The sequence below is a fragment of the Algoriphagus yeomjeoni genome (genome assembly GCF_049821175.1).
GTDB classification, from domain to species: Bacteria; Bacteroidota; Bacteroidia; order Cytophagales; family Cyclobacteriaceae; genus Algoriphagus; species Algoriphagus yeomjeoni_A.
This window is the reverse complement of sequence record NZ_CP187512.1, coordinates 3070214-3085235: the sequence shown is the minus strand read 5'-3', so window position 1 is coordinate 3085235 and position 15022 is coordinate 3070214. Positions and strand designations below refer to the sequence as shown.

Annotated in this window: 13 protein-coding genes; 8 read left to right on the top strand and 5 right to left on the bottom strand. The window is 38.6% G+C overall.

The window, feature by feature from the left end; genetic code table 11:
• Positions 1-65: 65 nt before the first annotated feature.
• From ACPUEN_RS12435 to ACPUEN_RS12420, 4 genes are all read right to left on the bottom strand, one after another.
• On the bottom strand, positions 66-2462 hold the full coding sequence (locus ACPUEN_RS12435) for a TonB-dependent receptor domain-containing protein (protein ID WP_425636240.1): 2397 nt from the start codon (positions 2460-2462) through the stop codon (positions 66-68).
• A gap of 166 nt (positions 2463-2628) precedes the next feature.
• Positions 2629-3288, bottom strand: coding sequence for a DUF3575 domain-containing protein (locus tag ACPUEN_RS12430; RefSeq protein WP_425636239.1), 660 nt, complete (start codon positions 3286-3288; stop codon positions 2629-2631).
• Between the two features lie 47 nt (positions 3289-3335).
• Positions 3336-5486: a cation:proton antiporter gene (locus ACPUEN_RS12425; RefSeq protein WP_425636238.1), complete on the bottom strand. Its 2151-nt coding sequence runs from the start codon at positions 5484-5486 to the stop codon at positions 3336-3338.
• A 23-nt stretch (positions 5487-5509) separates the two neighbouring features.
• Positions 5510-6466 carry a calcium/sodium antiporter gene (locus ACPUEN_RS12420; protein WP_425636237.1) on the bottom strand — a complete coding sequence of 319 codons (957 nt, stop codon included), beginning with the start codon at positions 6464-6466 and terminating at the stop codon, positions 5510-5512.
• Between the two features lie 209 nt (positions 6467-6675).
• Here ACPUEN_RS12420 and ACPUEN_RS12415 point away from each other — a divergent pair, with 209 nt between their 5' ends.
• The gene (locus ACPUEN_RS12415; protein WP_425636236.1) at positions 6676-7257 is read left to right on the top strand and encodes a DsrE family protein; all 582 of its coding nucleotides are present in this window, start codon (positions 6676-6678) and stop codon (positions 7255-7257) included.
• 450 nt (positions 7258-7707) lie between these two features.
• Here ACPUEN_RS12415 and ACPUEN_RS12410 read toward each other — a convergent pair whose 3' ends face one another.
• Positions 7708-8994, bottom strand: coding sequence for an OmpA family protein (locus tag ACPUEN_RS12410; protein ID WP_425636235.1), 1287 nt, complete (start codon positions 8992-8994; stop codon positions 7708-7710).
• A gap of 171 nt (positions 8995-9165) precedes the next feature.
• Here ACPUEN_RS12410 and ACPUEN_RS12405 point away from each other — a divergent pair, with 171 nt between their 5' ends.
• The 7 genes from ACPUEN_RS12405 to ACPUEN_RS12375 all read left to right on the top strand — a co-directional run bounded on the left by ACPUEN_RS12405 (position 9166) and on the right by ACPUEN_RS12375 (position 15013).
• Positions 9166-10074, top strand: coding sequence for an aminopeptidase (locus ACPUEN_RS12405; RefSeq protein WP_425636234.1), 909 nt, complete (start codon positions 9166-9168; stop codon positions 10072-10074).
• Positions 10075-10083: 9 nt separating this feature from the next.
• Complete coding sequence (hpt, locus tag ACPUEN_RS12400) at positions 10084-10620, top strand: hypoxanthine phosphoribosyltransferase (RefSeq protein WP_425636233.1); 537 nt, start codon at positions 10084-10086, stop codon at positions 10618-10620.
• A gap of 15 nt (positions 10621-10635) precedes the next feature.
• A complete protein-coding gene (locus tag ACPUEN_RS12395) occupies positions 10636-11208 on the top strand; it encodes an adenylate kinase (protein WP_425636232.1) in 573 nt (190 codons plus the stop codon).
• Positions 11209-11282: 74 nt separating this feature from the next.
• The gene (gene obgE / locus ACPUEN_RS12390; protein ID WP_425636230.1) at positions 11283-12278 is read left to right on the top strand and encodes a GTPase ObgE; all 996 of its coding nucleotides are present in this window, start codon (positions 11283-11285) and stop codon (positions 12276-12278) included.
• A 77-nt stretch (positions 12279-12355) separates the two neighbouring features.
• Positions 12356-12928, top strand: a complete 573-nt coding sequence (locus ACPUEN_RS12385) for a nucleotide exchange factor GrpE (RefSeq protein WP_425636229.1) — start codon at positions 12356-12358, stop codon at positions 12926-12928.
• Between the two features lie 4 nt (positions 12929-12932).
• A complete protein-coding gene (dnaJ, locus tag ACPUEN_RS12380; protein ID WP_425636228.1) occupies positions 12933-14045 on the top strand; it encodes a molecular chaperone DnaJ in 1113 nt (370 codons plus the stop codon).
• Between the two features lie 80 nt (positions 14046-14125).
• Positions 14126-15013, top strand: coding sequence for a hypothetical protein (locus ACPUEN_RS12375; RefSeq protein WP_425636227.1), 888 nt, complete (start codon positions 14126-14128; stop codon positions 15011-15013).
• Positions 15014-15022: the final 9 nt, after the last annotated feature.

Below are 15022 nucleotides of genomic sequence, written 5' to 3'. Positions count from 1 at the left end.
ATTCAAACGAAAAACAGATCAATGTGACCTGTTTACTGTGCTTTTTAAACTAATGAAACTCGTATTTACTGCTTTAGGCGATAACTCATTGTCAAGTTGATTTGTCTCATTTGACGCTGAGAGCTGGATTCTGTATAGAAATTCACTCCTTCAGTGATATTTCTGTCTTTCCTTGAATTTAGAATGTCAGTCACGTTCAATGTCAAAGTTCCCCGTTCTTTGAATATATCCTTACTAGCGGATAAATCCATAAAGAAAATCCCTTTTCTGATTCCCTGAGCAGTCTTTTGCCTTGCTTCATAATTAGCACGGAACTGTAAGTCCAGCCCATTTTTTAGAGTAAATCGGGAAGTTTGACGGAACAACCAAGAATAGGTTTTTGCAGTGTAGTCAGCCTGAATGTTGCTTCCATCGATTGTAGCATGAAAGAAATTCACATTTAGGTCAATTTTCCACCAGTCTTTTGGGCGGTAATCTCCGCTTAGTTCTATTCCAAATGAGTTTTCACCGTTCAAGTTATAGGGCCTTGTAATCGATTGACCATGTTCATTTACGGTTCGAATTCTCTCAATTTTCTCTACAGTACTCCTGTAATAGACGGTGGAAAAGAGGGTCCCTTTTTCAAAGTACTTGATGTGGCCCAATTCGAATGCATCGGTGTATTCTGGATCCAAATCTGGATTTCCGCTGAAGAAATTTCTCGCATCTGAGAAGGTAACATAAGGACTCAAATCATTGTAAACAGGTCTTTGGACCCTTCGGCTATAGCTGAGTTGAAAAGCATTTTCGTCGGTGATGCTATAGGTCAAATGAGCACTTGGGAAAAGGTTGGTGTATTTTCTTGGGTTCTCTTCATTTGTCTCTTCCAGAATAGTTCTGACATCTGTGTTTTCCACTCTTAAACCTGCCTGATAGCTCCAGTTGTTCGTCTTATTGCCAATGATGCCATACGCAGCCATGATGTTTTCATCATAAAGAAAGATATTATCCAATCCTGGAATCGGTGTAAATTCTCCATCCTCACCTTTTTCCTGCACGAGGTAATCATTTTTCATTCTTCTGAAACTCGTTCTAAAGCCCGTTTCAAACTTTCCTTCTTTTCCAAAAGGTCTGACGTAATCCAGCATGAGCAAATATTGATTTTCGTATTCGTCATTTAGCGAAGTTTGGACTTCCTCTAGCGCTTGATTTTCGATGCCATCAGGGGAAAAAGTGTTCTGTGTGAAAATTTGATCCGAGTTTTCCCAATAGTTTAGGTAGGTAAAAGTAGTAGTGAGCTCATGGCCTTTTTCCTCAAATGTCCGCTTATAGTTGGCTGAAATCTCTGAGTTTGGCTCCTGTTCTTTTTCATCTTGTCTCCGGAGCGTATAGCTTTGAAGGTTGCCGATCCTGTTCCAGGAATCTTCGTAGCGGATGTCTGTGATTCGATGTGCATCACTTCTTCTCCACAAATAGGAAAAAGTTAGGATGCTATTCTCATTGAAATAATAATCCAGGCCTCCTCGGATGTTATTATTCCAACTTTCCACATAGCCATCCCTAGTCTGATTTGAGATGAAAGTGGTGTCTTCAGAATAAACTTCTTGGTACAAATCTGCCACATTTGGAGATCGGCGGTGAGCGAGCCCGTAGTTTATAAACCAGTTGATTTTTTTGTGCCTGTAATTCAAATTAGCTGTAAAACCCAGGTTAGTTGGTGTTCCGGCAATAACCTCAAAAGAACCATTGAAACCCTGATTATTCTCTTTTTTCAAAATGATATTGATGACTCCAGCCATACCTTCGGCTTCATATCGGGCAGATGGATTCGTGATGACTTCCACTCTGTCGATCATATTGGCAGGCAGCTGGCGCAATCCGCTACTACCTTTGAAGCTGACCAAACCTGATGGCTTCCCGTCGATTAGTATCCTAACGTTCGATGATCCTCTTAGACGTACATTTCCATCCGGGTCGACTGCAATAGAAGGCAAATTCATTAAAATGTCATTTGCTGTTCCGCCGGCATTTGCCAAATCTTTTCCTACGTTAAAAATTCTCTTGTCCAGTGAAAGTTCCATGATGGTCTTCTCACCACGTACAACGACTTCGTCCAAATCTTCAGACGTGGATTCCAATGCTATGATACCAAGGTCTACTTTGTTGTTTTCAGGGGAGAAATTAATTGATTTAGTCTTATGTGACTCAAAGCCCATAAATTCAATCAAACCATAAAAATTACCCATTGGAACATCAATGCTGAACTTTCCATTCTCCTCTGTTATTCCCCCGGCTACCAAGCTGTCTTTTTCTGAATAAATCCCAACAGTAGCGAACCCTAGTGGGTTTTCATTTCCTTTTTCATGGATTGTTCCGGAAAGCTTAGCGCTGCGTTGCTGCGAAAATCCATATGTACTGATAAGGATTGCGAGAAAAAGTAAAGGAGCGAATTTCCCAACACAAGTATTTTTGGTTTGGTCCATTTTGCACATCTAGGGTTGATTTTTGGGTTTTGCGTCTCCAAATCAAATATTGATTTGAGAAGAAATTTTGGAAATATATTTTGAATAATCCGTATATCCAGAGAATAATTGATCAAAGGTTTAAAATGCTGGATGAAAATTGAAGGTGATACTTTGAAGATTTGTTTTACCTTCCCATGGTAAGGATACCTACTTTTATTCCCATCGTGAAATGAGGAACATAGTCCCTTCCATTGATTCGGTATCGATCGCTGCTCAAAAAATACTCATCTTCTTGCTCTTGATCCGGAGAGATTTCCAGCATAGTAATTTTTCTATATCTTGACCGGATTCCTATTCCAAGGAAACTGTCTAGAAGTAAATTCTGAGAAATGTATTTCTGTTTCCCGAATTTCAATCCTGTGCCTAGAACTTGGAAGTCAATATGTGCTTTGTTATACCAGGTTGTACTATTGGAATCAAAAAAATAATCGTCCGTACGTATAAAGTCCTTGTCCACAAAAAATAGCTCAAGTCCCCAATAATAGTTTTTGGTGTGGAATTTCAGCTCGTTTTTACTTCTCCATAATTTGAAATCCTCATTTTTGCTTCTTCCAGCAGGAATTCCAAAAACCCCACCGTTTATTCCTAATTCTGACTGAATACTAAATTTAGGACCAATAAAGTATTCAATTCCTCCTTGAATCACGAAGGTTTCAGGATCCAGCAATGCAAGAGGAGAAGTTTTTATTAGCAGTTTTTTCTCAAGGTCAAGATGCTGCTGGGCAAAGGTTTTCAAAGGAATTAATCCTAAAAATAGTAAGCATACCAGAACCCTTAAATTCATCAATAGCTAAATTAATTTGTCTTCGGTAATTATAGTTTATGTACTGATTATTTCCTACGAAAAAGTCTGGTTATTAATTTACTCGTATAGTCTAGTCCTTCAATAGGCCCTACCAGTGATCCATGTATCATTTCCATTCCGTCCATTCCTGCGAATTTGGGTTGGTTGGGATAGATTAAGATAAAGCTATTATTCTGCAACCAAGTATTGATTAAGCTTGGGACCTGCTCAAGTTTTGTATGGTAGGAGATAGTACCTTTTCTACTTAATACCATGATTAAGTTATCATCTGGTTTGAGATGAATATTTAGGTTTGAAAGCTCTTCCCAATCTGGGAAAGCGCGAAAATCAACCCTGATTGGGTAATTTTTTAGGATGTCGGCTAGATATTCCCTTGTTTCAGGTGCTACGTAGAAAATAATACGTGCTCCGGTATTTCTCGCAATATTCCAGACCTTGACCAGCCAAAACGGAAATCCTAACTCTTTTTCTGCATTCGGAGGCACAAGAATCAAATGTCTCTTGTGCGTATCAAAGGGTTGATGGGATTTGTAGATAAACGTCGTTGTATTCGATTTGCTTAGCAGACCTTCAGTGAGATTTCCCAGAAAGCTGTCGTCCATACCTTGTTTTTCATGAAGTCCCAAGACCAAATCGGTAATCTTATTTTCATGAATTACTCCGGTGATTCCTTGCTCAACATTCGTGTCATAGCGAAGTAATTCAATCAGGAAATGGTCAGTAGCTGATGCTGTTTCACTTGCTTTGTTTAGAGTTTTTTGAGCTTTCATTTCCGCAGCAGAATCCTGCAGATCAGGATTGATAATGCTCAAAGCATACATACTACTTTTTCTTTTCGGAGACTGGAGCAAGATACTTAGATTGATAAGTTCGTCTGAAGTTTCCTGATTTCTAACAGGAATAAGGATTCGCTCGGGAGTTTCTTTTTCTTCATTTACATCGTCAATAACCGTTTCGGCTAGCGCAATATTCTTAGCGCCCTTTTGAGCTTCCAAAGATGCAATGGTACAAGTGATAAGTATCATGATGATTGTCCCATTCAAAATAGATCCGGATAAAAGTCGGGTAGGTTCACCTAAATCATCAAAACCTAAAAATGTGTTATATCCAATGATTACTGCTGCCAAAGTCGCTGCTGCTTGTGCATTGCTAAGCCCAAAAATAATTCTCCGCTCATCTATGGTGAATTTGTATGTTTTTTGAGTTGCAAATGCTGCCAGCCATTTGGCAGAGATAGCAATTGTTGTCATCACAAACGCTACCCAGATCGTTTCCCAACTCTCTAAGAAAACCCTAAAGTCGACCAGCATTCCTACTCCAATTAGAAAAAATGGAATGAATATCGAGTTCCCTACAAATTCGACCCGATTCATTAAGGGAGAAGTGTGAGGAATCAGGGAGTTGATGGATAGACCGACAAGGAATGCACCAATTATGGCTTCGATTCCAGCCAATTCTGCCAATGCGGCACCCAGAAAAACCAGAACTAATACAAAAATATATTGGGAAGAATTATCTGAATATTTTTTAAAAAACCATCTACCTAGCCTCGGGAACCCAAAGATGATAATTAATGCAAATGCGGAGATGGAGAGTATAAGTTTAAACCAAAATGCTGTATTTACTTCGCCTTTTGTAGACCCAATTATAATTGCTAAAATCAATAGAGCCAACGTGTCTGTGATCAATGTGCCTCCGACGGTTATATTCACGGCTCGATTTTTTCCAATTCCCAATTTTGAAATTAAAGGATAGGCTATCAGGGTATGCGAGGCAAACATACTTGCAAGCAAAACTGAGGAAATCAATGACAAATTAAGAAGATAAAGTCCTGAAATGATTCCTAATGTCATGGGAATCATGAAGGTATACATGCCAAAAACTAGACTCTTATTCCTGTTTTTCTTAAAGTCTTGCAAGTCAATCTCTAATCCTGCTAGAAACATGATATAGAGTAGCCCAGCTGTTCCAGAAAGGATAATTCCACTATCCCGTTCAATCAAATCAAAGCCATTTGGACCAACAAAGGCTCCAGCTATAATTAACCCTAGCAATGGAGGGATTTTAATTCGATTTAATAGGATGGGAGCTAATAGGATGATCAATAGAATCAATAGGAATTTGATCACCGGATTGGTAATAGGCAATTCGGAAGAAAAAATTGATTCCAGGATCATTTTTATAAATATTAATCAATACTTCAAATCTCCATACTTACTAAGTAGGTGGTGTATCCGATATAGGTCAGCAAAAGAATTGCAGCCTCCCATCTATCCAGGCTTTTTCTTTTTCCTGTAAACATTGCGATAAAGAGAAATAGGGTGCCTCCCAAAAGAATGTAAATGTCTGTATTAAATGAAATTTGAAAAGACAAAGGACTAATGATCGAGCTAACACCTAAGATCAAGAAAATATTGAAAATATTAGACCCTATAATATTGCCTATAGCGATATCATTGTTCTTTTTCATGGATGCTACTACAGAGGTGGCCAATTCTGGCAGGGAAGTTCCCGCTGCAATGATGGTCAAACCAATTATTTTCTCACTAACACCTAGGCTCTGAGCGATACTCACGGCATTATCTACCACTAATTTTCCCCCAATCACTAGACCACCCAGTCCACCTAGTATCAAGACCCAGATCTTTAGATTAGAATAAACCTTAGATTCTACTACTTCATTTGAAGGCTCTGATTTTAATTGTGTAAAAACATAATACAGGAAGAAACCAAAGCAAACCAATAAGCCAAAGCCCTCAATAATAGAAAGTCCAGTCCCAGTTCCTGAAAAGAAATTATTTGCCAAAACTAGCAAGATGATCGCGGCAAGAAATGAAAAAGGAATCTCTTTCCATACTGAACTAGACTGAACAGTTAGGGGAGTTATTATTCCTGCAATTCCGAGAATTATAAAGAGATTGAAATTATTTGAACCGATTACGTTTCCGAAAACTATATCTGGATACCCTCCCGAGGAAGCAACTGAGTTGACTACTAGTTCTGGGGCAGATGTGCCAAAAGCAACTATTGTCAAACCAATGGCTAAGTCCGAAACCTTGTATTTTTTTGCTAATACCGATGCTCCATCTACCAGCCAATCAGCACCCTTTACTAATAGTAAAAGACCGACAATAAGAATTATACTTTGAAGAATCATAGCTTTATTGATTTTTCCTTTAAAGCATAACGCTTTAAAAAATCAATCAAAAGTAGAATGAAAAATGTGGGTAATTTCATGCTGTACCAATAAATATTTTTAGAATAAAATACTGACTGTTTTAATCCTCCATTTTATCTTTTACATTTTAAGATTGCTTTGTTGTTTTTATTTGATACTTTTCCTAAGACTCTAAATAACAAAATTTTATGAAACTGTTTTGCTTAGTATTATTATTCGCTTTTACTTTTTCAAGTGGCGAATCTTTGGCTCAAGACAATATGCCTCCCCATATCCAGGAAAGTATTACTTATCCTTTCCTGGATTTTCATCCTTGGGTAGGAGTCATGCCAGTTGCCAACCCGGCCATGACCTATGATTCTAATCTTGACTATAAAGTTGCACTGGACTTATATGGAAAAGTGAAGGATTCTACAGCAATCAACGCTGCTATTTTGGAAGTAGCTCGGACTTATAACCTATCTATTGCAAATGGAGTACCTGCTGAAAAGATTCATTTAGCTGCAGTAATCCATGGAGGATTAGTACAGGCAATTTTAAAAGAAGAAGACTACCTAAATAAGTATGGTCTTCCTAACCCTAATTTGATGGCCTTAAAAGCTCTTGAAGAAGTAGGAGTTGAATTTTACGTATGCGGTCAAAGCATGGCGTTCTACAACTTGAAGACTGAGAATATTACACCGATCGTCAAAATGGCGGTATCAGCAAAGACTACCTTTATCAAGTTAGATCAGATGGGATATTCTTATCTCAATGTGAGTGAAGATTAATTTATTTCAAGAATATTTTAAGGCATATTCGACGTTCTGTCAACTATTTTTTTGATAATCCTTACAATCTAAACGCCTATAACGGTTTGTTCTTCCAACTAGAAGAAATTTTAGATAGTGATTTAATTGATACTGTCCCGATTAAACGCTGTTGAGACTAAAATCAGTGCAAATAAAGCGTTTTCTGGCATTTCACTAATTGACTTATAAAAGGTGAGGGAGATTCTACAATTATGTTTACATCATTTAGCCTTAGTTAGAGCTCGATTGTTTAAGATGAAAAATCTGATTGGATTAAACTATAAATGGGTTTTGGGTTATAGAATGAAATACGCTTCAGAACCAATTAGAAATTTCCAATAGGTAAAAAGTAAAAAAATAGGTTTTACCTCAACAAAAAAGGGGTTCGATATATTATCGAACCCCTTCATTTTATGTATTAAGCGCTAATTACTTCACTTCGAAACTAGCTCTTCTTGCCATTTGTCTTGCATCAGCAGATGACTTATCTACGCTAGTATCTTCGCCATATCCTTTGTAAGATAATCTTGAAGCGTCAACTCCAGAAGCTATTAAGATGTCATAAACAGACTTAGCTCTTCTTTCAGAAAGTTTCATGTTATAATCTTCAGGGCCTAATTCGTCGGCATAACCTTTGATTTCAACACTTACACCTGGATTCTTTTTCAAGAAGTTAGAAACATAACTAGCTGCGCTAGTAGAGTATCCAAGTGGCTTATCGCTATCGAATGCATAGTAAACATTTACATAACCATCGTTGATAGCTTTCTTGAAGAAATCGATTTGCTCTTGTACTTCTTCAACTGGGCATCCGTTAGTTGATGCTGGGCCAGGAAGGAATGGACACTTATCCATATGATCAGGAGTACCGTCACCGTCAGAATCTAAAGTCATTCCAGCAGAATTAACTCTTGCTCCAGCTGGAGTATTAGGCTCCTTATCCAAATAATCAGGAACGCCATCACCATCAGAATCCTTCAACATATCTTTGATTCCGTTGATTTGAGTTGCAAGTTCTTCTTTTGTAGCATATTTATCAGCTGCGATGTACCAGTCAGCATGCTCTTCATTACTTCCGATATAGAATTGAAGTCCAAGTGTACCAGTCCACAAAACACTATTAGCTCCGAAGAAACCATTATCAATAGCTGGTCCTACAGGAGTAGATCCATCCCATGTAACAGTTTGACGGCCATTCATGATTGCACTGATGTCACCGTACAAAGCAACACCTTTACCTAATTTCAATTGAGGTGTAATACCTACCATTAAATTGTAAACGTCATCATCAAAACCAGCAAATTGATTTTCTTGAGGTTTTACATTACCTATACCACCACCAAAGTGGCCCAATAAGCCTAGAGATCTGGTGAATGATTCGAAGTTCATGATTCTACCAAGGTTAGAAACCATTTGTAGGTCTAAACGGAAGTATTTGGTATCAAAGGAACCTGTGATAGCATCTTCGTTACCTGCTTCCTTTACGGACCCGAAACCGTAATCTAGTTTCAAACCAAATTTCTCATTGAACATGTACCTAGCACCGAAATCGATGTGACCTAGATTAAGAGTAGGGGACAGAAAACCTCCTGCTAATGGTGCCATAGGTTTGTTAAAACCTCCGCCAACCTCGAGAGAGAATTTGTCGAATTCCTGTGCATTTGCTCCGAATGCGAGACCGCCTGCGATAATTGTTGATAGTATTAGTTTTTTCATAACAAAAAATTTTTGTTCAAATTTTAAGTGTTGATTGATGTGAATACAAATTTATAAACTTTTAATTTACTGCAAATCTAGCTGAATTATTTAGAACCCACTGAGGATAAAAAATAAATTCAAGTCTTTTTTCAAATATAACGTCAAAATATTAACATAATTTATGCCATAATGAAATTTTTATTCGAAATCCTTAAACAAAATAGTGTTTCGAGTGATGAATCACAAACGTCTGAATTCATTTTAAAGTATATTGAACAACGGAAGAAAAGTTGGAAAGTTTTGCCAGAGATCTATTCAGGTGAAGATTTTCATGATTGCATTTTGTTGAAATTCGGGGAACCTAGAACTGCTGTTTTTGCTCATATTGATACTATTGGTTTTATGTCAAGGTATAATAATCAGTTGATTAGCATAGGTGGACCTGAAGTAATTGAAGGTGTTATTTTGGAGGGGAGAGACTCACTCGGGGAGATATCTTGTAAATTAAAAGGGGACGAAAATAATATCACTCATGATTTTCCGAGGGGAATTGATCCCGGAACACGACTATCTTTCGCTCAGAATATAAGAGTTGATAAAGAGTTTATTCAAGCAGCTTACTTGGATAATAGGCTAGGTGTATATGCTGCTTTAAAACTTTGTGAAACTATTACCCTCGGGTGGGTGGTTTTTTCCACATATGAGGAACATGGGGGAGGAAGCATGCCGTTTTTGTTAAAGTTCATTCAAGAGACTGCTCCTATTAAGCAAGCATTGATATCCGATATTACCTGGATTACTGAAGGAGTTCAGTTTCATAAAGGAGTTGTAATCTCAATTCGTGATAAATTTATCCCGCGCAAAAAATTCATTGATAGAATTGTAAGCCTTGCTAAGGATAGTGGTATTCCTTTCCAGCTTGAAGTGGAGGAGTATGGCGGAAGTGATGGTAGGGAAGTGCAATTTTCACCGTATGCAATTGATTGGTGTTTTATTGGAGCAGCAGAAGAGAATGTACATTCACCTGACGAAAAAGTTTCACTGGCTGATTATGAAGCAATGCTGAATATATATCCATACTTAATGGAAAGACTTTAAAAAAATGAAATGCACATTATAGTAAAAGACAAGGAATTTGAAACTTACCTAAGTGCTGAGGAAATTGATGGGCGGAATTCCGAACTAGGGAAAGCGATAACTCAGGATTTTGCAGGTCAAGAATTAGTTATAGTTGGGATATTGAATGGCTCTTTTGTATTCATGGCTGACCTTTGCAGAAAGATTAACTTGCCTATTTCTACTTCTTTTATAAAGGTGAGTAGTTATTCGGGGACAGAATCAACAGGAAAAGTCCGGTCTATTTTAGGGTTGGAAGAAAAAATTGAAGGAAAGAATGTCTTGATTGTTGAGGATATAGTAGATACAGGAATCAGCATGGATTATTTGTTAAAGACACTTTCTGAGCACAATCCAACCAAAATTTCCATAGTTACTCTACTTCACAAACCGGAGGCTTTTCAGTTTAATTACGCCTTGGATTATGTGGGTTTTGAAATTCCCAATAAATTTGTGGTTGGTTACGGCCTTGATTACGATGGCTTGGGTAGGAATCTACCTGATATTTACCAACTCAGTACTCCTTAAATAATAGACTTACGAATGTATAACATTGTATTATTTGGTCCTCCGGGTGCAGGCAAAGGCACCCAAAGTGAAAAATTGATTCAGAGATATGGTCTCACTCATTTATCAACTGGAGATCTTTTCAGAAAGCATCTAGGAGAAGGCACAGAACTTGGTCAGCTTGCCAAAAAGTACATGAATGAAGGTCGTTTGGTTCCTGATGAAGTGGTTATTGGAATGGTAGAGGATAAGATAAATGAGACCAATAACGCTAGAGGGTTTATTTTTGATGGATTTCCCCGCACTACTGCACAGGCAGAAGCTTTGGATGAAATGCTTTCGAAGCATGGAATTGCAATCAGTGGGATGATTGCACTTGATGTGCCTGAAGAAGTACTTAGACTAAGGATCAAAGAACGCGGTAAGACTTCAAACCGAGTAGATGATCAGGATGATGAGAAAATCAATACACGTATTAAAGTGTATCTGGATGAGACTCTTCCGGTGGCGGATTACTATGCGTCTCAAGGGAAACTTCAGAAAATCAATGGTGTAGGTGAGATCGAGCAGATCTTCTCAGACATCACTTCGGTAATTGATAGCTACTGATTGCCTTTATTTTCCTAATTTTGCAATTCATATTTGGCTAGGCTAGTAAGCTTAGCCTTTTTCTTTATCAAAAAATGGCTGATTCAAATTTCATAGATTACGTAAAGTTCTGTTCCAGATCAGGCGCAGGCGGACCAGGATCGACACATTTTCGAAGAGAAAAACATGTGCCTAAAGGAGGTCCAGATGGTGGTGACGGTGGTAGAGGTGGGCACATTATCGTAAGAGGTACTACCCAAGTATGGACTTTACTCCATTTAAAATACAAAAAGCATGTAATCGCCGAGGCTGGTAAAGGTGGAGAAGGAGGAAGAAGAACTGGTGCTGACGGCAAGGATATGATCCTGGAAGTGCCACTTGGTACCATTGCCAAAGATGCTGAAACTGGAGAAAAGCGATTTGAAATCACTGAAGATGGTCAAGAGGTAGTGCTTACTAAAGGTGGTAGAGGAGGATTGGGCAATGATCATTTCAAAACTTCAACCAACCAAGCACCTCATTATTCACAACCTGGCGAAGAAGGAATAGAAGAATGGATTATTCTTGAGCTAAAGCTTTTGGCTGATGTTGGCTTGGTCGGATTCCCAAATGCTGGTAAATCCACGCTACTTTCTTCTATCTCTGCAGCGAGGCCAGAGATAGGCGATTATCCATTTACTACCCTCGTTCCAAATTTGGGTGTGGTAGGCTACAGAGGAGATCAATCTTTTGTGATGGCTGATATTCCGGGTATTATTGAAGGAGCCGCTGAAGGCAAAGGATTAGGTATACGTTTCCTTCGCCATATCGAGCGAAATTCTATTTTATTATTCATGGTGCCTGCGGATGCTGCTAATATTGGTGATCAATACAGGATTTTGCTAGGGGAATTAGAAAAGTACAACCCAGAACTACTCGATAAGCGAAGACTCCTTGCAATATCTAAAGCAGACATGTTGGATGAAGAGCTGGTAAAAGAAATGGAAAAGGAAGTGCCAGAAGGCATTTCTCACGTATTCATCTCATCTGTCTCACAATACAATCTTGACAGGCTCAAAGATCTAATCTGGCAGGCTATACACGAGGGTTAAGGTGTCAGTTTGTCAGAGAAAGTGCTGTGGCAACAATATTGTTGCAGGGTCAACGCCAACTATTGTCTATTTCAATTATGACTAATAAAGAACAAGTGGATCAAGAAATGAATCTCAAGGACGAGAATATCAATGAAGAAACGGTAGAAAACACTTCTCCTGAGATGGAAATTGAAGATGAAGGACCTCAAACTGAATCAGAAGAGAATAAATTGGAGTATGAAGTAGCCGATCTAAAAGATAAATACCTTCGTCTCTATTCAGATTTTGAGAATTATAGAAAAAGAACCGCTAAGGAGCGATTGGATTTGATTTCCACGGCTTCTGAGGATGTTATTAGGGATCTTATCCCAATTGTAGATGATTTTGAGCGGGGTTTAAAAGCTAGCGAAAATGAGGCTGAAGGTGCTAAGGTAAGAGAAGGGAATCTCCTAATTTTTCAGAAATTAGGTAAAATACTTGGTTCTAAAGGCCTAAAGCCAATGGATGACTTAGTAGGAAAGCCTTTCGATCCTGAGACTCAGGAAGCAATCACTCAAATTCCTGCACCTAGCGAAGAATTGAAAGGTAAAGTAGTTGATGTAATCGAAAAAGGTTACGTATTAGGAGATAAAGTAGTGCGCTACGCGAAAGTGGTGACAGGAGCATAATATTATGGCGAAAAGAGATTATTACGAAGTACTTGGAGTAACGAAGTCCGCATCTGCCGATGAAATAAAAAAGGCGTATCGGAAACTAGCGATTCAATATCATCCGGATAAAAACCCTGACAATCCAGAGGCTGAAGACAAATTCAAAGAAGCAGCTGAGGCTTATGAAGTGTTAAGTAACCCGGAGAAAAAGCAGCGTTATGATCAATTTGGTCATCAAGGAGTAGGTGGTGCCGGAGGATTTGGCGGAGGCGGAATGAATATGGATGACATCTTTTCACAGTTCGGCGATATTTTCGGCGGCGGTGGCGGTGGAGGCTTCGGTTCATTTTTCGGCGGCGGCGGCGGTCGACGAACAAAGAAAGGAACCAATCTCCGTGTGAAGATGAAACTAACACTTGCTGAAATTGCTAATGGTGTCGAGAAGAAGATTAAAGTGAAGCGCCATCTGATTGCTGATGGTGTGACTTTTAAATCTTGTTCTGCCTGCCAAGGCTCTGGACAAGTGAAGAAAGTAGTCAATACCATGCTGGGACAGATGGTTTCGGCAAGCACCTGTGGTGTTTGTGGAGGAAGTGGTCAGATAGTCGATAAAAAACCTGCAGATGCTGATGCAAGAGGTCTAATCGTAAAAGAGGAAGTAATTTCTATTAATATCCCAGGTGGTGTGGCTGAAGGAATGCAGCTTAGCATGTCTGGAAAAGGAAATGAAATCCCAGGTGGTATTGCCGGAGATTTACTTATAGTTATAGAGGAGATTGAGGATAAAGTTCTTCAGCGTGATGGAAACAATGTGATCTATGATCTATACGTTTCCTTTATCGATGCAGCACTTGGTGCTTCTATAGAAGTGCCAACAATCGAGGGTAAAGTAAAGATCAAAATTGATCAGGGAACCCAAAGTGGTAAAATGCTTCGTCTGAAAGGTAAAGGCATCAAAGACATCAATGGGTATACTAAAGGTGATCAGCTGATCATGGTAAATGTGTGGACTCCTACGCATTTATCTAAAGAGGAAAAAGAAGCGCTGGAAGGGCTCAGGGATTCAGATAATTTTAAACCTGACCCAGGGAACAGTGAAAAATCCTTTTTTGATAAAATGAAAGAGTTCTTTTAATACAAAAAAAGCCGGAAGCAATTCTGGCTTTTTTTATATTTTTAAAAAACCTTTTCAAAGTCGCCTCGTAACCTAACCGTATGCTTAGAAAATTGTGTCTGCTTTTCCTGATGATGATTGGATGGGTAGCTGTGGGTAAGGCGCAACTCGTCAAAGAGTTCAAGGCGACAGAAAGAAACGGTTTTGATATGGTTGCTCTAGAGTTTACTTCTTATAAAAGTACAACTCAACTTAAAAGAACTAAATCTTCCGATCCTGTCTATATTCATGGACATCTTAATCAAACGAATATCCTTCCTGTATTTTCTCAGAAGGTATCAAATAATGTCCTTCAGACATCCTTGATTCACAAGAATGTGGAGTCTGAAAACTTAGGGAAAAGCATTACCTCAAAACTTTTTTCGGGTTCCTCTGATGATTTTGATCATAGCTGGAATGTAGGGCTAAGCACCAATTTCCTGTATCATCTGGATTTCAATTTGGGTATGGGCAAGTCAGACTTAGATTTAGCGAATCTCACCATTAGCCAGTTGAAAGTGAAAAGTGCCAGCGCTGATGTAGCGATCCATTATGGTAGTGAATCTCCAAATCAAGTTCAGATGGATACTCTTTTGGTCACGCTGAATATGGGATCTGTGGTGGTAAATGATGCCAATTTCACTAATGCCAAGAAAATGATATTCGAAGTGAATTATGGTAAAATTGATTTGAATTTTTCAGACGGGATGCATAATGCTAGCCATGTAATCGCGGCAGTAGGGGCAGGTACGCTTCATTTGCGTTTGCCTTCAGACTCTTTTCCAATCAAAATAAAAATGCGAACAACGGCGATGTGTAAAACTACCTTACCGAAATATTTAAAAACCTTAGAAAAAGGAACTTACATCACGAAAGGATACAAAGCGGATGACCCAAGATTAATGGAATTGATCATTGATGTAGGAGTGGGTTCATTAACTGTAGAATAATCCCTATTT